This window comes from Sulfitobacter sp. M39, assembly GCF_021735935.1.
In the GTDB taxonomy this organism is placed as follows: domain Bacteria; phylum Pseudomonadota; class Alphaproteobacteria; order Rhodobacterales; family Rhodobacteraceae; genus Sulfitobacter.
Genome location: NZ_WMDZ01000001.1, coordinates 2,701,558 through 2,719,703, shown reverse-complemented (window position 1 = coordinate 2,719,703; position 18,146 = coordinate 2,701,558). Strand labels below are relative to the sequence as shown.

Sequence of the window (18,146 nt, the reverse complement as noted above, 5' to 3'; positions counted from 1 at the left end):
CAGATATGCGCGACGTCAGCCTTTTTTCGCATCCTCAAGGGCACCCGGCAACGCCGCGGCAAAGGCATCAAGGTTTTCTGGCGTGCCACAGCTGACCCGAATACAGCGGTTCTGCGGCGCGGCGAAGGGCATGCGCACAAAGACGCCGCGTGCCACCAAACCGTCCAGCACGGCCTTGGCAAAGCTGCCGTCCGCCCCGCAATCGATCGCCACGAAATTCGCGGCAGAGGGGAGGGCAACCAACCCGTTATCCGCAGCGATCTGCGCAATCCGGTCCCGCGCCTCAGCGATTCGAGCCTGCACATTCGCCAGCCAGTCGCTGTCCTGCAAGGCCGCAAGTGCCCCGGCCTGGGCCGCGCGGTTCATCCCGAAATGGTTACGCACTTTCCCAAAGGCCGTGATCAGATCCGGTGCGCCAATGGCATAGCCCACCCGCGCCCCCGCCAGACCATGGGCCTTTGAAAAGGTCCGCATCCGGATCAGACGCGGGTCATCGGCCGCAAGATCGGGGGCGGTGCCCTCGGGGGCGCAATCAATATAGGCCTCGTCCAGCACCAGCAGACAGCCCTGCGGCAAGGCCTCTAGCGCGCGGGTAATGACGGGCCCCTCATGCCAGCTGCCCATGGGATTGTCGGGGTTCGCCAGATAGACCAGCTTGGCGTCTACCTCGGCAGCTTTGGCAAATAGGGCCGCGGGATCCTCGTGATCACCGGCATAGGGCACCTTATGCAGCACACCGCCAAAGCCTGCCACGTGATAATTGAATGTCGGATAGGCCCCGTCCGAGGTCACGACCGCGTCACCCTCCGTCACCATGAGCCGCACCAGATAGCCCAGCAACCCGTCGATCCCTTCGCCCACAATGATGTTGGCGGGCGAGATGCCATGATGCGTCGCAAGTGCCGCGCGCAGGTCGTGGCTTTCCGGGTCGCCGTACATCCACTGCTGGGCCTGCGCCATCGCTTCTATCGCGCGGGGAGAGGGGCCAAAGACGTTCTCGTTCGCCCCCAACCGCGCATCAAAGGCACGGCCCATGGCGCGCTCCTGCGTTTCGGGGCCGACAAAGGGCACGGTAGAGGGCAGGGCGTCGGCAAGCGGGGTGAGGCGATACTGTGTCATGGGGATCAGCTACTGCATCTGCCCTGCTTCGGGCAAGTGACATCAGCATGCCCGCGCGCGGTTTTGGGTGCCGTAGCGTTTCCCTTTGCAACACGCGGGCTTCATGCCCAAACTCACGAAAATTCAAGGAGGACCCCATGAGCCGCGTTTCCGTTACCTATGACAATCACATCGCCCATGTGCGCCTGACCCGCGCCGATAAAATGAATGCCGTTGATCAGGATATGATCGACGCCGTCATCGCCGCCGGGAACGAGGTCGCTGCATCGAACGCGCGTGCCGTGGTGATCTCGGGCGAGGGCCGGGCGTTCTGCGCGGGGATCGACATCGGCAATATGGGGGCGCTGGCGGGCGGTGACCCGACGGAACGGATGATGACGCGCACCCATGGCGACGGCACCACCAATCAGTGGCAAGAGGTCGCGATGGTCTGGACCCGCGTCGGCGTGCCAGTGATCGCAGCGCTGCATGGCAAGACCTACGGCGCGGGCCTGCAGCTCGCGCTCGGGGCCGATATCCGCATCGCGGCCCCTGATACCGAAATGGCGGTGATGGAGATGAAATGGGGCATCGTCCCGGATATGGGCGGTATGGTCCTACTGCCCAAACTGGTGCGCGGCGACGTGCTGCGACTGATGACCTATACCGCGCAACCCATCGGGGCAGAGCAAGCCGAACGCTGGGGGCTAATCACCCAGATCGCCGAAGACCCGCTGGCCGCCGCGATGACGCTTGCCACCATCATCGCGGGCAAAAGCCCGAGCGCGATAAAGGCTGCAAAGCGCCTGACTGCCTTGGCAGAGACGGGAACCGAAACAGAGGTTTTGCGCGCCGAATCCCGTGAACAGGCGGCGCTGCTGGGACGCCCGCACCAGATGGAAGTCATCGCCGCAGAATTCGGTAAACGCCCGGCGGTCTTCAACGACTAGCGCCGCAAAAAAGTCAGCCCCGCCTGATCGCTCAGACGGGGCCTTCCAAATGGACGATCTTTGCTTCCCAGCGAGGACCGCAGGCGTATCTTGCACCGGTATTCGTTTCCAAATGGTAAAAAAATCCTCGCCGAAGGCATCTTTTGGAGCGTCAAAAGAGATTTTTGCCTTCGGCGAGGATTTAAAGCCATTTGGAAGCGGTGCTGATTATTCCAGCTCGGCCAAACGGTTCAGAGCGGCCTGAAGCTGGTCTGCTTCTTCCTGACGCGCATCAAGGTTGCTTTGGGCTTCGGCGACGACCTCGGCGGGGGCGGAGGCGGCGAATTTGGGGTTGTTCAGACGCCCTTTCAGGCCGCCGATTTCTTTACCCAGCTTGTCGAGCGACTTTTGCAGACGGGCTTTTTCCGCATCGATGTCGATCAGCCCCGCAAGCGGGAGGCCAAAGCTCGCGCCCGGCGCGGCGATGGAGACGGTGCCTTTCGGGAAGCTCTCTGCCTTCTCAAGGGTTTCGACCCGCGCTAGACGTTTGATCATCGCCTCGTTGCGGTCCCATGCGGTTTGGCCGGCGTCGTCCATATCGGTATAAAGCATGGGTACTTTGAGCCCCGCAGGCACATGCATCTGTTGACGTGCTGAACGAATGGATTCGATCAGGCCGATCACCCAGTTGAGTTCGCGGTCGGCATCAGCGTCCAGCATCTCGGCGGTGCTGTAGGTCGGCCAGTCGCCATGCACCAGCATCTTGGAACGGGTCGCCGTGGTTTGCCACAGTTCCTCGGTGATGTAGGGCATGATCGGGTGGAGCAGCACAAGGCATTGATCCAATACCCATTTCAGCGTTTGGCGAGTCTCGGCGGCCTCTGGCGCATCGTCTTGCAGCAGGGGTTTGGAGAGTTCAACGTACCAGTCGCAGACCTTGCCCCAGACAAAGGCATAAAGCGCATTGGCCGCGTCGTTGAAACGGTAGTTGTCCAATGCGGCGTCGACCTCTTCGCGGACGCGGGCGGTTTCGCCGATGATCCATTTGTTCAGCGTGTGATCGACCTGGGTGTGGCTGGTGTAGGTCACTGCCGCGACGTTGTCCTCGAACACGCCGTTCATCTCGGCGAAACGGTGGGCGTTCCACAGTTTGGTGCCGAAGTTGCGGTAACCAGCGATGCGCGCGGTCGACAGTTTCAGGTCGCGCCCCATGGCGGCCATCGCCGTCAGGGTAAAGCGCACCGCATCCGCGCCGTATTCATCGATCAGGTCCAGTGGGTCCAGCACGTTGCCAAGCGATTTGGACATCTTCTTGCCCTTCTCGTCGCGCACCAGCGCGTGGACATAGACGGTATCAAACGGCTTTTGATCGACCACGGCGTATTGCATCATCATCATCCGGGCGACCCAGAAAAAGATGATGTCAAAGCCGGTGATCAGCACTGAAGTGGGGAAGTATTTCGCCAGCTCATCCGTCTGTTCGGGCCAGCCGAGCGTGCCGATGGGCCAAAGGCCCGAGGAGAACCACGTGTCGAGCACATCGGGGTCGCGGCGAATTTCTACTACTGCGGAATTGGGATCGTATGGCTCTCTAGCACCTTCGGGTTCCACACCAATCTTTACGTGATCGCCGTAGAAACTTTGTGCAATCTTCACAGCCTCAGTTTCGGAGGATGCACAGAACGCTTCGGTTTCTCGATAATCGTAAGAACCGTCTTTTTTCTTCGGTCCGTACCACACCGGGATCTGGTGCCCCCACCACAATTGGCGCGAGATGCACCAGGGTTCGATGTTTTCCAGCCAGTTGAAATATACCTTGCGGTCCTGTTCGGGCAGGATCTGCACCTCTCCGTTGCGCACCGCGTCGATTGCGGGTTGCACAATTTTCGAGGTCTCGACGAACCACTGGTCGGTCAACATCGGCTCGATCACCACTTTGGATCGGTCGCCAAAGGGCTGCATGATCTTTTTGGGCTCGACCAACGGGACCAGTGTCTCGTCCCGCTCTTCGCCGCCTTCTTCGGGGGCGAGGGGGGCTTTGACGGGCTTGCCAAGGCGTGGATCGGTCGGCGGCACCATGACGGCCAGGCCTTCGGCGGTGATGTCGGCGATGACCTTGGTGCGGGCTTCGAACCGGTCGAGGCCGCGGTATTCTTCGGGGACGAGGTTGATTTCTGTCGCGTCCGCGGGCGCGTCTTCACGGCCTTCGGCGATGGCGGCCGCGCGTGCGGCGGCGGCGTCATAGGGCAGGCCGTCGGCGCGCATGGCACCGCGGGTGTCCATCAGCGCATAGAGCGGGATGTTGTTGCGTTTCGCGACGCCGTAGTCGTTGAAGTCATGGGCACCGGTGATCTTGACCGCGCCCGAGCCGAAATTCTTGTCGGGGTATTCGTCGGTGATGATCGGGATACGGCGGCGCTGCGCCTTGGGGCCGACGGGGATTTCGCACAGCTTGCCAACGATCGGCGCATAGCGTTCGTCGGAGGTGTGAACCGCGACCGCGCCATCGCCCAGCATCGTTTCAGGGCGGGTCGTCGCGATAGAGATATAGTCGCGTTCCTCGGAAAGCGTCACGTTACCGTCTTCGTCTTTCTCGACGTACGTGTAGGTCGCGCCATCGGCCAGCGGGTATTTAAAGTGCCACATGTGCCCGTCGACTTCGGTGGATTCGACCTCGAGGTCGGAAATCGCGGTTTCGAAATGCGGGTCCCAGTTGACCAAGCGCTTGCCGCGATAGATCAGGCCCTTGTTGTACATATCCACGAAGACCTTGATCACGGCGTCGTGGAAGTTGCCTTCCTCGCCCGCCGGCGCTCCGGGGGCACCGGACATGGTAAAGGCGTTGCGCGACCAATCAAGCGAGGTGCCCAGACGTTTAAGCTGGCCGATGATCGTGCCGCCGGACTTCTGCTTTTGCTCCCAGACCTTTGCAGTGAAATCCTCGCGGGTGAAATCGGTGCGGCGTTTGCCGTCTTTGGCAAGCTCGCGTTCCACCACCATCTGCGTCGCGATACCGGCGTGGTCCTGACCGGGTTGCCACAGCGTGTCAAAGCCGCGCATCCGGTGCCAACGCACCAGAATATCCTGCAATGTATTGTTGAACGCGTGGCCCATGTGCAGCGATCCTGTCACGTTGGGCGGCGGGATCATGACCGAAAAGGTTTCCTTGCGCGAGGCATTGGCACCGGCCTTGAAGGCACCGGACTCTTCCCATGCGGCATAGAGGCGGGCTTCGGCCTGGGCGGCGTCAAAATTCTTGTCGAGGGCCATGATCAGCGTCCTTCTATTCACGTAGCGCTTTGAGCTTTGGGATGATCTAGCCGAGCGGGGCGTAAAGGGGAAGGCTGGGGGGCCGAAAACTTGGCGTAGCAGCCCCAGCTTTCGCCCCGCGTCGTATGGACATCGCCGGTTTGGCGCTTAAGGTCGGGCGCAACACCAAGATGATGATCAAAGGATGCCGCCAGATGGAAAAGTTCGGGAAAAGCCAACCGGTCAAACGGGTTGAGGATGTGCGGTTTCTGACCGGCGAGGGGCGCTATGTGGATGACATCGCGCCTGCCGACGCGCTGCATGCCTATTTCTTCCGATCTCCTGTCGCACATGGGGTGATCACCACACTGGATGTCACGGATGCGGCCGAGGCAGAGGGCGTGCACGCTGTCCTGACAATCAAGGATCTGGAAGCTGCCGGCATGGATATCTCTATGGCGGCGACGGTGTTGCAGAACCGCGATGGCAGCGAAGGGGCCAAGCCGTTGCGCCCCATGCTTGCCAAGGACCGTGTGCGTTTCGTTGGGGAACCTGTTGCGGTGGTGATCGCCGAGACGATGAACCAGGCGCGTGACGCCGCAGAGCTGATCATGTTCGATGTAGACGATCTGCCCACCCATATGACGCTGGAGCGTGGCGGCGAGACGCTGCATCCCGAAGCGCCGGACAATATGGCATTCGACTGGGGCATGGGGGATGAGGAGGCCACGCAAAAGGCATTCGATGCGGCGGCAAAAACGGTCAGCCTGAACGTCGGAGACAACCGTATCATCGTCAACGCGATGGAGCCGCGCGGCTGTTATGCTGAATGGGCCGACGGCAAGGTGCATGTTTCTAACAACGGGCAGGGCGTTTGGGTGCACAAAGGCAACCTCAAACGGGTGTTCGGGCTAGATGACGACCACGTACAGGTGACCAACCCCGATACGGGCGGTGGTTTCGGCATGAAGGCCGCGGCCTATCCCGAATACTTCTCGGTTGCGCAGGCGGCACGGGCCTTGGGGCGTCCGGTGCGCTGGATGTCGGATCGGACCGAAGCCATGCTCAGCGACAATGGCGGCCGCGATCTGACGTCGCTTGCGGAATTCGCTTTTGACGATAACAACAAGATCACCGCCTACCGTGTCAGCACCAAGTGCAACCTCGGGGCCTATAACAGCCAGTTCGGCCAGCCCATTCAGGCGCTGCTGTTCAGCAAGGTTTTGATGGGGGTTTATGACGTTCAGACCACATGGCTGCAGGTCGAAGGCTATTACACCAATACCGTTCAGACCGACGCCTATCGCGGTGCTGGCCGGCCCGAAGCGATTTATGTGCTGGAGCGGCTGATGGACCGCGCAGCGCGCGAATTGGGTGTCGACCCGTGGGAGCTGCGCCGGATCAACTTTATCAAACCCGAACAGTTTCCCTATACCTCTGCCACGGGCGAGCTTTACGATGTAGGCGAATTCAACCGCTTGCTGACCCGCGTCGCCGTCGAGGCGGATCATGATGGCTTTGCAGCGCGCAAGGCGGCGGATGCGGCCAAGGGGCTGCTGCGCGGGCAGGGGCTTTGCTATTACATCGAAAGCATCCTTGGCGATCCGGCAGAGGGGGCCAAGGTCGCGTTCAACGAAGACGGCACCGTGTTCATCTATGTTGGCACTCAATCGAACGGGCAGGGGCATGAAACCGTCTATGCGCAATTCCTGTCGGATCAGACCGGGATCCCGGCTGAATTGATCCACGTTATTCAAGGCGATAGCGATCTGATCAAACAGGGCGGCGGGACCGGCGGCTCGCGTTCTGTCACCACGCAAAGCACGGCAACGCTGGCGACGGTGGCCAAGATGACCGAAGCTTTCACCGCCTTTCTATCTGAAGAAATGGGCGTGCCTGCGGCGCAGATCAGCTTTGACGACGAGCGCTTCCGCGCGGACGGGTCGAACATGACCCCCACCATGCTGGAGGTCGCCGAGATGGCCCGCCAGAAAGGCCGCGACGATCTACTGGTGCACCACGAACGGGCGACCTTGCCGGGGCGCAGCTATCCCAACGGGGCGCATGTGTCAGAAGTGGTGATTGACCCCGAAACAGGCGTTGTGACCGTCGACCGCTATACGGTGGTGGATGATTTCGGCAATCTGATCAACCCGATGCTGGCCGAAGGTCAGGTGCATGGCGGGGTGGTGCAGGGCATCGGCCAGGCTATTCAGGAGCATGTGGTCTATGACGAAGACGGCCAGCTGCTGACGGCCTCTTTCATGGATTACGCGATCCCGCGCGCGGCGGATGTGCCCTTCGTGTCGTTCAGCTCCGAACCCGTGCCATCCACGGCGAACCTGATGGGGATGAAGGGCTGTGGCGAGGCGGGGACCGTGGGCGCACTGGCGGCCGTGTCGAACGCGGTACAGGATGCGCTGTGGGAGCGTGGCGTGCGTCAGGCCGACATGCCGTTCACGCCGCATAAAGTCTGGGCCTTGCTGAACGACAGCGCCATCGCGGCAGAGTGAGCTTGGCTTTTCTCGGGGCGCATCACCCGCCCCGAGACAGGGGTTTAGCCCGCGATCTTCATCACGATGCAGGTGGTTGAACCGGTGGCATAAAGCTTGCCATCCTCGACCCCGCGAATTTCGCCATGCGCGACACCGGTAGAACGACCCACGTGATCGGTCGTGCCGATGCAGTCGATCTGCATGCCCAAGGGGATCGAACGCAGAATGTTAATCTTGTATTCCAAGGTCGTATAAACCGACCCGCGCGGGACTTTGGTCATCACGGCGCAGGCCATCGCGGAATCGAGCAAGGTGCCGTACCAGCCCCCATGCACGGTCCCCATCGGGTTGGTCACGTTGAACTCGGGCGTGCCGCGAAATACCGCGCGGCCCTCGGCCACGTCATGCAGCGCATAGCCCAAGGTGCCGCCAATGGGCGGGCCGGGATTGGTGCCGTCCAGGATCTTCTGCATGAATTCCAACCCGCTCAGAGAGAGCGCTTCGGACTGGCTCAGCAAATCTTCGGGTGTTTCGGCGAGGCGTGGCATAAAAAATCTCCGGCAGTTGAATGCCGGAGAAGACTGTTCTGTTCTTGACCCAAGGGCAAGTTGTGCGGTGGTTTTACGCCACGTCGGACAGCGATGTTTGCGCCGTCACCCCAAGGGCACGACAGACAGCGCGGGTCAGCTCGGGCCGGTTGAGCGTGTAGAAATGCAGGTTCTCGACACCTTCCGACACCAGTTCGCTGCACATTTCGGTGCAGAGCGCGGTGGACAGCAGATCGTGGCGGTCATCGCGGATCGCGGCGGCATAGGCTTCGTCCAATGCTGCTGGCACGCTGGCCCCACAGCGGGTGGCAAAGTTGCGCGCCGATTTCCAGTTTGTCACCGGCATGATGCCCGGGGTGATCGTCTTGGTGATCCCCGCCGCCGCACAGGCGTCGCGGAACCGCAGGAATGTTTCGGTCTCGAAGAAGAACTGGGTGATCGCCTCGTCCGCGCCAGCGTCGAATTTGCGTTTCAGCCATTCGACGTTCTGCGCCTGATCGTGGGATTCAGGGTGCGGTTCGGGGTAGGCCCCGACGCGCAGGGTGAACTTGCCGGTCTTTGCCAGCGCCTCGATCAGCTCGACACTGTCGGCAAAGCCGTCAGCGTGGGGCGTGAAGGTCGGCGCACCGTTTTCAGGATCCCCGCGCAAGGCGACAATATCGGTCACGCCGATCTCGGCAAAGCTGTCGGCGACCTCAAGCGTTTCGGCCTTGCTGGCCCCCACACAGGTCAGATGCGCGGCAACGGGCAGGCCAGAGGTGCGGCGCAGCACATGGGCAGAATCATGGGTCAGGTCACGGGTAGACCCGCCCGCGCCATAGGTCACGGAAAAGAAACGTGGGGCCAGCGGTGCCAGGGCCTGCGCCGTGTCCCAAAGACGGAACGACGCGTCCACGGATTTGGGCGGGAAGACTTCGAATGAAACGGCGGGACTGGTCATTTTTACGATCCTGTTTTTAGCTTTCGTCTCTTGTCGCACAGATGCGGTTGTGAAACAAACTCATAACTTTCATTTTCAACATGAGGAACGCCTCATATGCATATTGAGTTCCGTCACCTGCGCACCATTCAGGCGATTCACGAAGCAGGCGGGCTGGCCCGCGCGGCAGAGACGATGAACATCACCCAATCAGCCCTGTCCCATCAGGTAAAGGGGTTGGAGGATCAGGCCGGCGTGGAGCTCTTCGTGCGCCGGTCCAAGCCGCTGAAACTGTCGCCCGCAGGCTTGCGATTGCTCAAGCTGGCGCAGCAGGTCTTGCCGCAGCTTGAAGCAGCGCAGGCCGAATTCATGGGTTTGCGCGCGGGCAGCACAGGCCGCATGCATATCGCGATCGAATGTCACGCCTGTTTCGAATGGCTGTTCCCCGTGTTGGAACAATTCCGCAAAAGCTGGCCCGATGTGGATGTCGATATCCGCCCCGGTCTCGCGTTTGACGCCTTGCCTGCCTTGCTGCGCGAAGAGGTCGATCTGGTGGTATCTTCCGACCCCGAAGAACTGCCGGGCGTGAAATTCGTCGAGCTGTTTGATTACAAGGCGGTCTTTGTCGCCTCCAGCACGCATCCCTTGGCGCAGAAGCCCTTCGTTGAGGCGGCGGATTTCCGGGGCGAGACGCTGATCACCTATCCGGTGGAACGGACCCGTCTTGATGTGTTCAGTCAGCTCTTGATCCCCGCCAAGGTCGAACCGCTCGCGATCCGGCAGGTGGAGCTGACCGCCGTGATCCTGCTGCTGGTCGCGTCAAACAGAGGCGTGTCGGTGCTGCCCGATTGGGTCGTGCGCGAGGTGAAATACAGCAATGATTACGTCACGCGTCCGCTCACCGAAAATGGCATCACGCGCAGGCTGTATGCTGCCGTGCGCGAGGATGATCTTGAGAAACCGTTTATGACCAAGCTCTTGGGGTTGGCAGGGGAAGAGGCGCGCAAGCTGCAGCGGGCCTGATCGCTGCTGCCCTTAGCGGTGCAGCCGCGGGTCGAGCGCGAAGTCTTCCTGCACCACATCGTCGTAGTGATCGGCTGCCTTTTGGGCGTCAAAGATCAGGTTCCAGCTGTGCCGTGATACCGTTGACGGGATCAGCACAAACAGGTGATCGCGCAGCAGCGCGTCGCCAAATCCCTTTTGCCCCGCACCATGGGCACCGGGCACCAGCCAGTTCGGGTTGGGGACATCCGCGGCTTGCACCATATGCACCGTTCTCGGGTCGATCACGCGGCCTGATGTCAGCACGTGATGCGCGGTGTCCAGCGCCTTGAACCCCTTGTGCACCGCAACCTCGAGGATCGCGGTGGCAGGGTCGAGCGCGGTATAGACCGCCCGCACGCCGCTGCTGTTCCAGCGTCCACCGACGCGGTAAGCCCCTTCGCCGCTGTGCCATGTGGGCGCATGCTGCCGTTGATCCAGTCGCCAAAAACGCAGCTCGCCCGTCCCAAGCGGCGGGGGCAGAGGGGTCAAGCGTAGACCCCGTACTCCATCCGGGTGAGCGCGTTTTCAACGGCTTCCGCCCCCGCTGCCGACGACAGCAGGTCAATCGGACGGCGGTTATCAAGGCCGATGGCAGGGGCCAGCATCCATGCTTCTGCCGCGTCCTGATCGCCCAAGACATCCGTCGCCTGTGCCAGCAGCTCGGCAAAGCGCCATGCGCGGCTGCTTTGTTCGGGGGACAGACGGTCCTTGCCCTTGTCGGCTTTCTTGCGCTGAAGCGTGCGCAGGCTCATCCCGATCGCCTTGTTCAGCGCATCACCCGAGGACAACACCGACACGGTATCGACCAGATGCAGCAGCGCCTTGGACGAGATGCCTTTGACGATCACATCATGCGCATCAAGCGAGTTGCGCACCGTCTGGTTGATCACCTTGCGCCCGCCCAGCAGATGGAACGCACGCACGGCGTCATCCGCATCCACGTCGATCAGGGGGATTGCACCGCTGTCGGATTGAAAGGCCGTCGCACCCATGGCTGAACTCCTTTTCGTCATGTGTCGTAAAATATATGACACGTGACGCGGCGTTTTTCAAGGGGGCGGGGGAGGCGCGCGTTCACGCAAAAAGGGGCAGGGGCGCGCACGCCCCCGCCGGTAGGGTGTTAGCCAACCTTGACGATGGCCTTGCCTTGGTTGCCACCGGTCAACAGGTCCATGAACGCTTGTGGCGCGTTTTCCAGACCCTCGGTGATGTCCTCTTTCACCGCGATGGTGCCGTCGGCGACCTTGGGGGCGACTTCCTTGAGGAAATTGGGGAAGTTGTTCCAGTGGTTCGAGATGATGAAGCCGTTCACGCTGAGGAAGTTCACAAGGATCGTGCGCCAGAGTTTCGGCGCGGTCAGCGCCTCTTCGGCGGCACCGGCACCTAGACCACCGGCGTTATACCATGCGATCATACCGCAGATCGGGATACGCCCATGCGGGTTCATCATGGGGATCACGGCCTCAAGCACTTTGCCACCGACGTTTTCAAAATAAATGTCGATCCCCTTGGGGCAGGCGTCTTTCAACGCGACGCGCAGGGATTTCGCGTCGTCATAGGCGCGGTGGTCGATGCATTCGTCAAAGCCAAAGTGGTCCTTGGCCATGGCGCATTTGTCCGCGCCGCCCGCAATGCCCACGACGCGCAGCCCGTGCGACTTGGCGATCTGGCCAACCATCGAGCCGACCGGACCCGTTGCCGCCGCGACGACGAGTGTTTCACCCTCCTTCGGGCGACCATATTCCATCAAACCTTGCCAGCCGGTAAATCCGGGCATGCCCAGAACACCAAGCGACGTGGTGATAGACACCTGATCCGGATCGACCTTGCGCAGTTGGTTCGCTGGCAGCACGCCATGTGTGGCCCAGCCCAGCATCCCGAACGCATGATCGCCGGGTTTGAAGTCGGGGCTGTTAGAGGCGATGACCTCCCCGACCGAACCGCCCTCCATCGTGCCGCCGACAGGCACCGGTGCTGCATAGGATTTCGCATCGTCCATGCGGCCACGCATATAGGGGTCAAGCGACATGTATTTCACACGGACCAGCACTTCGCCGTCGCCGGGGGTGGGCACGGGCCCTTCTTCAAGGCGGAAGTTATCGGCGGTCGGGGCCCCATCAGGGCGCGATGCAAGCACAATTCGTTTCATCTGGTCGGACATTTTGCTTTCCTCCTTAGCAATGTTTCTGGCACGTTATATGGAAATCTAAGGCAAGCAAGGCAACCGCGCGCGCCACGTTGCGTCAGATGCCGCTGCCCCCTTGGCAAATGCGGCATGGGGGCTTATACGCACGGCCTGATCCATCAAAGGACACGGAAATATGGTTGGCAGTGCAAATCTAAACATCATGATCAAGGCGGCCCGCCGGGCGGGACGCGGGTTGGTCAAGGATTTCCGTGAGGTCGAGAACCTTCAGGTGTCCATGAAGGGGGCCGGCGACTTTGTCAGCCGCGCCGATATTCAGGCAGAAAAGACGCTCAAGGCCGAGCTGATGGGCGCACGCCCGACCTATGGCTGGCTGGCCGAAGAGGGTGGCGAAGAAGAGGGGCAAGACCCCACACGCCGCTGGATCGTCGATCCGCTGGACGGGACAACAAACTTTTTGCACGGTCTGCCCCATTGGGCGGTCTCCATCGCGCTGGAGCATAAAGGCCAGATCGTCGCGGGCGTCGTCTTTGATCCCGCCAAGGACGAGATGTTCTTTGCCGAAAAAGGCACCGGTGCCTGGATGAACGAAGGCCGTTTGCGCGTCTCGGGCCGCTCGCGGATGATTGAATCGGTTTTTGCCACCGGTCTGCCCTTTGGCGGTCGCGGAGATTTGCCGGACACCCTGCGTGATCTGGGCCGCATCTTGCCGGTCTGCGCCGGTGTGCGTCGCTGGGGCTCCGCCGCGCTGGATTTGGCCTATGTGGCCGCTGGTCGCTATGACGGCTACTGGGAGCGCCGGTTGAACAAATGGGATCTGGCAGCGGGCATGTTGATCGTGCGCGAAGCTGGCGGCATGGTCGAGCCGCTGAACCCCGAGGGCAACATCCTGGACGATGGCGAGATCGTCTGCGCCAATGAGGCGTTGTTCAGCGGATTTTCAAAAATCGCACGCGGGTGATCCTGTGGCCGAGGGCTGGATGCCTTCGGCGAGGATTTAAACCATTTGGAAGCACCCGTCGGCTATTTGTCTGACGGGTGGTTGATACCGTCGGTGTAGGGGATCGGTTCCTGTGTCCAAGGCGCGGCCCCGTCGATACACCCCAGATTGACGCCGCATTGCGCGGGGTCGGATCGACGCTGGTGGTACATGTAGATGCCACATATCTTGCAGAAATAATGTTTCGCCGTATGGGTGCCCCAGGTGTAGAGCGTCAGATGCTCGGCCCCTTTGGTCACCTTGAGCGCGCTGGTGAGCGCCGTCACCGCCGGTGCCGCGCGGCGCCGGCAGAAGGAACAGGTGCAGCGTGTGGCCGAAGAGAGCCCCTCTGGCAGGGTGGCGGTCAGGGTGACGCTGCCGCAGTGACAGGTCGCGCTATGGGTACTGGCGGTCATTTTCGTTTCACTTTCGGGATACGGCTGGCCGAGGTGGGGTAGGTCGCTTGCGGGTGCGGCGGGTGGCCGTCGGTGGACGACCAGAAGCGCGGCCCGCCCAAGCGCAGCCACAGTGGAATGGTCAGCACCATGCCCACGATAAACCCGCCCGCGTGCGCCCAATAGGCGACACCGCCCACGGTTGGGTCCGCCCCGACGCCGCCGATAAACTGCATCCCCAGCCACAAGCCGAGCATGATCCATGCGGGGATCGGGAAAATGCGGAAGAACACGATAAAGATGATCAGGATGTCGACCTTGGCTTTGGGGTAGAGCAACAGATAGCCGCCCATCACCCCCGCGATCGCGCCCGATGCCCCGACGGTCGGGACCGGCGAATAGGGGGCAGAGATCACATGGGCCAGCGCCGACAGCAGCCCGCAGGCGAGATAGAACAGCAGATAGCCGCCGTGGCCCATCTCGTCCTCTATATTGTCGCCAAAGATGTAGAGAAACAGCATGTTACCCGCTAGGTGCATCCAGCCGCCATGCAGGAACATCGAAGTGAAGACGCCGGTATAGCCATCCCCCGTGGTGACGCGGCCGGGAATGAGCGCCCAGTCGAAGAAGAAGATATTGAGCGCGCGGTCGTCGCTGAACAGCCCGACATAGCTCAGGAAAACGCCGATGTTCAGCGCCATCAGCAGATAGGTGACATAGGGCGTGCGGCCGGACGGGTTGTGATCGCGAATGGGGAACATGAGCTGACCCTTAGCCATTGCGCGGGCGTGGTCAAGGGCGGGCGTCGGAACGCCCGCCCTTGAGTTGGATCAGCCGGCAGCCCCCAGCAGCTGCGCGTTCCCGCCAGAGGCGGTAGTGTCGACGCAGACATGGCGTTCGGCGCGGACGCGGGCGGTATCGGGAAGCCCGCGCAGCAGCGGGATGATCGGCCCGTCGCGTTCAGACAGGGCCTGTTCCAGTTTGCGCGCCGTGGCCTCGTCACCCCACCAGAGCACACCACCGTAGGCTGGCCCGTCGGTCAGAGCGGTCGCGTCGATGCTGCCTGACAGCTCCACCGCATTCCCACCAAGGGCCGTGACCGCGCGGGCTTGCTCGGCTGCAGTGTCCTTGCCCGGCCCCATGCACAAGAGCGCGGGACGCGGCAGGGTGCTGAGCCGGTTGGATTCGCCCGTGGGCCCCGGCAGGGTGATGGTTTCGAGGAAGGCCCCGCTGTGGCCGGGCAGCTTGGGCAGGTCTTTCTGCGTGCTGTCCCATTGGTCCTCAACGACCTTGAGGTCGGGCGCGCTGAAACGGGGGAGGTAGTTCGGACCGCCCGCTTTCGGACCTGTACCCGAAAGGCCTTCGCCGCCGAAGGGCTGGCTGCCGACGATCGCGCCGATCTGGTTGCGGTTGACGTAGATGTTGCCCGCCTCGATCCGTTCCGAGACATGCTGCACCCGGTCATCGATGCGGGTGTGCAGCCCGAAGGTAAGTCCGTAGCCAGTGGCATTGATCGCGTCGATCACCTTGTCGAGCTCGGTCGCCTTGAACGTGGCGATGTGCAGGACGGGGCCGAAAATCTCGCGCTCCAGATCAGCGATCCCGTTCACACGGATCATTGTCGGCGCGATGAAAGTGCCGACGGTGGGGGCGGTCAGCTCGGCGATGATCCGGCCCTCGGTGCGGGCGGTTTCGATATGCTCGGCGATGCCTTTTTGCGCGGTCTCGTCGATCACGGGGCCCACGTCGGTCGAGATGTCCCAAGGGTTGCCCATGACCAGTGCGTCCATCGCACCTTCGAGCATTTCGATCACATCTTCGGCGATGTCTTCCTGGATATAGAGGCAGCGCAGGGCAGAGCAGCGTTGCCCGGCCGATTGGAACGCGCTTTCGACAACCGATTGCACAGCCTGTTCGGGCAGGGCGGTGCTGTCGACGATCATAGCGTTCAGCCCCCCCGTTTCCGCGATCAGGATCGCACCGGGGTCGCAATGTTCAGCCATCGCGGACCGAATGCGCTGCGCCGTGTTGGTCGAGCCGGTGAAGGCCACGCCGTCGATCCGTTTGTCCGAGGTCAGCGCCGCGCCGACCTCGCCACCGCCGGGCAGCAGTTGCAACGCGTGACGGGGCACGCCCGCATCATGCAGTAAGGTCACGGCAAGGAAGGCGATCAGCGGAGTCTGTTCCGCTGGCTTGGCCAGCACCGCATTGCCCGCAGCTAGTGCCGCGCTGACCTGCCCGCAGAAAATCGCCAGCGGGAAGTTCCACGGCGAGATGCAGGTGAAAATCCCCGCGGGGGGCGTGTTGGTGGCCTGCTGTGCATAATAGCGCAGGAAATCCACCGCCTCGCGCAGTTCTGCCACGCAGTCGGGCAAGCCTTTGCCGGCCTCGCGCGACAACAGGGCGCAAATCTCGCCGTAGTGCGATTCCAGCATATCGGCTGCGCGCAGCAGGACCTCGCGGCGTTCCTCTAGCGAGGCGTCCCAAACGGCGGCATTGTCCAACGCTTTGGCGACATCGGCCTCGGACGCGTTGCGCACGGTGCCGGGGCTGCGGCCAGAGGCGGCAGGGTTCATCAGGCGTGCCGATTTCTTGGGCTTTGCCTCGCCGTTCAACAGGGGCACGGCCGCCCAACGGTGGGCTTTCCACGGCGCGCGTGCAGATTCGATCACATCCAGCGTCGGCGTATGCATCAGATCGAACCCCATCGAGTTCACGCGCGCAGGGGCATAAAGCTCGGGCCCGGTGGGGATGTGCAAGCCGCTTTCCGCGAGGCTGTCGAAGGGGTCGGCAGCGACGACTTCGGGGGCGACGTCTTCGTCGACGATCTGGTTCACAAAGCTTGAGTTCGCACCGTTTTCCAACAGGCGTCGCACAAGATAGGCCAGCAGATCGGCATGTGCGCCCACGGGGGCGTAGACGCGACAATGGGTGCCATACTTGTCCATCACGATGTTATGCAGGGTTTCGCCCATGCCGTGCAGACGTTGGAATTCGAACTTCTCTTTATCCTCGGCCATATGCAGTACGGCGGCGACCGTATGTGCGTTATGTGTGGCGAACTGCGGATAGATCCGGTCGGTCATGTTCAGCAGTTTGCGTGCGTTGGCGATATAGGACACATCGGTCGCGGCTTTTTGGGTGAAGACGGGGAAACCTTCGACACCTTTGACCTGTGCGCGTTTGATCTCGGTGTCCCAGTAGGCACCTTTCACCAAGCGGACCATCAGCTTGCGGTCGTGGCGGATCGCCATGTCATAGAGCGCGTCGATCACCACTCCAGCACGGGGGCCATAGGCCTGCACCACGATGCCAAAACCGTCCCAGCCGGACAGCGCAGGTTCGGAGAGCACCTTTTCGATCACATCCAGCGACAGGCCCAGACGGTCGGCTTCCTCGGCATCGACGTTCAGCCCCATGCCGGCGGATTTCGCCAGCAAGGCGAGCGCCCTCAGACGCGGCACCAGATCACGCATGACGGAGGCTTCTTGCGCTACCTCATAGCGCGGATGCAGGGCCGACAGTTTGACCGAGATGCCGGGGTTCTTGCGGCTGTCCTTGTGGACGCAGGCCGTCGCGATGGCAGAGATCGCGCGGCTGTAGCTCAGGTGGTAGCGTTTGGCGTCGGCTTCAGTCCGCGCGGCTTCGCCCAGCATGTCATAGCTGTAGGTATAGCCCTTCTTCTCCATGCCCTTGGCGCGTTCCATCGCGGCGTTGATGTTTTCGCCCAGAACAAACTGGCGGCCCATTTCCTTCATCGCGCGGCTGACGGCGGTGCGGATCACCGGTTCGCCCAGACGTTTGATGGCTGCGCGCAGGTGGCGCACGGGGCCGGGTTGGTCATCGTCCAGCACGCGGCCGGTCAGCATGAGGGCCCATGTCGAAGCGTTCACCAGCGGCGAGGTGGAGTGCCCCATATGCCGGCCCCAGTCAGAGGGCGCGATCTTGTCCTCGATCAAGGCGTCAATGGTCTCGGCGTCGGGCACACGCAGCAGCGCTTCGGCGAGGCACATCAGCGCCACGCCTTCGTCGGTGGACAGGCCATATTCAGCCAGAAACACCTCCATGATACCGGGGGAGGTATGCCCACGGATATCGCGCACGATCTGTGCCGCGTCTTGCGTGATCTTGACCCGTTCCTCTGGCGACAGATGCGCATTGCGCACCAGTTCACGCAAGACGTTGTCTTGGTCGGTGTAGGTGCCTGCGTCAATCTGGTGGCGCAAAATAGGGGACGAATCGCGTGCCATTAGGTACTCCAACTAACAATTGCTGTAGAATAGCGCGCGAATAGTAGTATTAGTTCCTGATTCCGGCCAGTTTGGTGGGTAAACCGCTTTATTA

14 protein-coding genes are annotated in these 18,146 nt (G+C 61.8%); 4 read left to right on the top strand and 10 right to left on the bottom strand.

The genetic code is table 11. From position 1 onward, the window contains the following. Nucleotides 1-15: 15 nt before the first annotated feature. The gene (locus GLP43_RS13085; RefSeq protein WP_237279650.1) at nt 16-1,119 is read right to left on the bottom strand and encodes a pyridoxal phosphate-dependent aminotransferase; all 1,104 of its coding nucleotides are present in this window, start codon (nt 1,117-1,119) and stop codon (nt 16-18) included. A gap of 137 nt (nt 1,120-1,256) precedes the next feature. Between GLP43_RS13085 and GLP43_RS13080 the strand changes: the two genes are divergently transcribed. Next, nucleotides 1,257-2,048: a crotonase/enoyl-CoA hydratase family protein gene (locus GLP43_RS13080; RefSeq protein ID WP_237279649.1), complete on the top strand. Its 792-nt coding sequence runs from the start codon at nt 1,257-1,259 to the stop codon at nt 2,046-2,048. 207 nt (nt 2,049-2,255) lie between these two features. Here GLP43_RS13080 and GLP43_RS13075 read toward each other — a convergent pair whose 3' ends face one another. Further along, nucleotides 2,256-5,297, bottom strand: a complete 3,042-nt coding sequence (locus GLP43_RS13075; protein WP_237279648.1) for a valine--tRNA ligase — start codon at nt 5,295-5,297, stop codon at nt 2,256-2,258. Between the two features lie 194 nt (nt 5,298-5,491). Between GLP43_RS13075 and GLP43_RS13070 the strand changes: the two genes are divergently transcribed. Further along, a complete protein-coding gene (locus GLP43_RS13070; RefSeq protein ID WP_237279647.1) occupies nt 5,492-7,789 on the top strand; it encodes a xanthine dehydrogenase family protein molybdopterin-binding subunit in 2,298 nt (765 codons plus the stop codon). A gap of 44 nt (nt 7,790-7,833) precedes the next feature. Here the strand turns inward: GLP43_RS13070 and GLP43_RS13065 are convergent, their stop codons facing one another. Further along, nucleotides 7,834-8,319: a PaaI family thioesterase gene (locus GLP43_RS13065; protein ID WP_237279646.1), complete on the bottom strand. Its 486-nt coding sequence runs from the start codon at nt 8,317-8,319 to the stop codon at nt 7,834-7,836. Between the two features lie 73 nt (nt 8,320-8,392). Further along, nucleotides 8,393-9,259, bottom strand: a complete 867-nt coding sequence (gene metF / locus GLP43_RS13060) for a methylenetetrahydrofolate reductase [NAD(P)H] (RefSeq protein WP_005849299.1) — start codon at nt 9,257-9,259, stop codon at nt 8,393-8,395. Nucleotides 9,260-9,355: 96 nt separating this feature from the next. On the opposite strand from metF, the gene GLP43_RS13055 reads away from it, so the two are divergent. After that, a complete protein-coding gene (locus GLP43_RS13055; RefSeq protein ID WP_037963802.1) occupies nt 9,356-10,261 on the top strand; it encodes a LysR family transcriptional regulator in 906 nt (301 codons plus the stop codon). Nucleotides 10,262-10,273: 12 nt separating this feature from the next. Here the strand turns inward: GLP43_RS13055 and GLP43_RS13050 are convergent, their stop codons facing one another. The 3 genes from GLP43_RS13050 to GLP43_RS13040 all read right to left on the bottom strand — a co-directional run bounded on the left by GLP43_RS13050 (nt 10,274) and on the right by GLP43_RS13040 (nt 12,443). Continuing rightward, nucleotides 10,274-10,771 carry an RES family NAD+ phosphorylase gene (locus GLP43_RS13050; RefSeq protein WP_237279645.1) on the bottom strand — a complete coding sequence of 166 codons (498 nt, stop codon included), beginning with the start codon at nt 10,769-10,771 and terminating at the stop codon, nt 10,274-10,276. Further along, complete coding sequence (parS, locus tag GLP43_RS13045; RefSeq protein WP_237279644.1) at nt 10,768-11,274, bottom strand: type II RES/Xre toxin-antitoxin system antitoxin; 507 nt, start codon at nt 11,272-11,274, stop codon at nt 10,768-10,770. Before parS ends, GLP43_RS13050 begins: the two co-directional genes overlap by 4 nt. 128 nt (nt 11,275-11,402) lie before the next feature. Next, a complete protein-coding gene (locus GLP43_RS13040) occupies nt 11,403-12,443 on the bottom strand; it encodes an NADP-dependent oxidoreductase (RefSeq protein ID WP_237279643.1) in 1,041 nt (346 codons plus the stop codon). Nucleotides 12,444-12,603: 160 nt separating this feature from the next. Here GLP43_RS13040 and GLP43_RS13035 point away from each other — a divergent pair, with 160 nt between their 5' ends. Beyond that, complete coding sequence (locus GLP43_RS13035) at nt 12,604-13,389, top strand: inositol monophosphatase family protein (RefSeq protein ID WP_005849287.1); 786 nt, start codon at nt 12,604-12,606, stop codon at nt 13,387-13,389. Nucleotides 13,390-13,451: 62 nt separating this feature from the next. Here the strand turns inward: GLP43_RS13035 and GLP43_RS13030 are convergent, their stop codons facing one another. The 3 genes from GLP43_RS13030 to putA form a co-directional block, all read right to left on the bottom strand. Continuing rightward, complete coding sequence (locus tag GLP43_RS13030) at nt 13,452-13,823, bottom strand: GFA family protein (RefSeq protein ID WP_009825079.1); 372 nt, start codon at nt 13,821-13,823, stop codon at nt 13,452-13,454. After that, nucleotides 13,820-14,563, bottom strand: coding sequence for a rhomboid family intramembrane serine protease (locus GLP43_RS13025; RefSeq protein WP_237279642.1), 744 nt, complete (start codon nt 14,561-14,563; stop codon nt 13,820-13,822). The genes GLP43_RS13030 and GLP43_RS13025 overlap by 4 nt, the downstream gene beginning before the upstream one ends. A 69-nt stretch (nt 14,564-14,632) precedes the next feature. After that, nucleotides 14,633-18,052, bottom strand: a complete 3,420-nt coding sequence (gene putA / locus GLP43_RS13020; RefSeq protein WP_237279641.1) for a bifunctional proline dehydrogenase/L-glutamate gamma-semialdehyde dehydrogenase PutA — start codon at nt 18,050-18,052, stop codon at nt 14,633-14,635. Nucleotides 18,053-18,146: the final 94 nt, after the last annotated feature.

Excerpts from the sequence above, each read along its gene's own strand:
- GLP43_RS13085 (WP_237279650.1), bottom strand. The coding sequence starts at position 1,119 with ATGACACAGTATCGCCTCACCCCGCTTGCCGACGCCCTGCCCTCTACC.
- GLP43_RS13080 (WP_237279649.1), top strand. The coding sequence starts at position 1,257 with ATGAGCCGCGTTTCCGTTACCTATGACAATCACATCGCCCATGTGCGC.
- GLP43_RS13075 (WP_237279648.1), bottom strand. The coding sequence starts at position 5,297 with ATGGCCCTCGACAAGAATTTTGACGCCGCCCAGGCCGAAGCCCGCCTC.
- GLP43_RS13070 (WP_237279647.1), top strand. The coding sequence starts at position 5,492 with ATGGAAAAGTTCGGGAAAAGCCAACCGGTCAAACGGGTTGAGGATGTG.
- GLP43_RS13065 (WP_237279646.1), bottom strand. The coding sequence starts at position 8,319 with ATGCCACGCCTCGCCGAAACACCCGAAGATTTGCTGAGCCAGTCCGAA.
- metF (WP_005849299.1), bottom strand. The coding sequence starts at position 9,259 with ATGACCAGTCCCGCCGTTTCATTCGAAGTCTTCCCGCCCAAATCCGTG.
- GLP43_RS13055 (WP_037963802.1), top strand. The coding sequence starts at position 9,356 with ATGCATATTGAGTTCCGTCACCTGCGCACCATTCAGGCGATTCACGAA.
- parS (WP_237279644.1), bottom strand. The coding sequence starts at position 11,274 with ATGGGTGCGACGGCCTTTCAATCCGACAGCGGTGCAATCCCCCTGATC.
- GLP43_RS13040 (WP_237279643.1), bottom strand. The coding sequence starts at position 12,443 with ATGTCCGACCAGATGAAACGAATTGTGCTTGCATCGCGCCCTGATGGG.
- GLP43_RS13035 (WP_005849287.1), top strand. The coding sequence starts at position 12,604 with ATGGTTGGCAGTGCAAATCTAAACATCATGATCAAGGCGGCCCGCCGG.
- GLP43_RS13030 (WP_009825079.1), bottom strand. The coding sequence starts at position 13,823 with ATGACCGCCAGTACCCATAGCGCGACCTGTCACTGCGGCAGCGTCACC.
- GLP43_RS13025 (WP_237279642.1), bottom strand. The coding sequence starts at position 14,563 with ATGTTCCCCATTCGCGATCACAACCCGTCCGGCCGCACGCCCTATGTC.
- putA (WP_237279641.1), bottom strand. The coding sequence starts at position 18,052 with ATGGCACGCGATTCGTCCCCTATTTTGCGCCACCAGATTGACGCAGGC.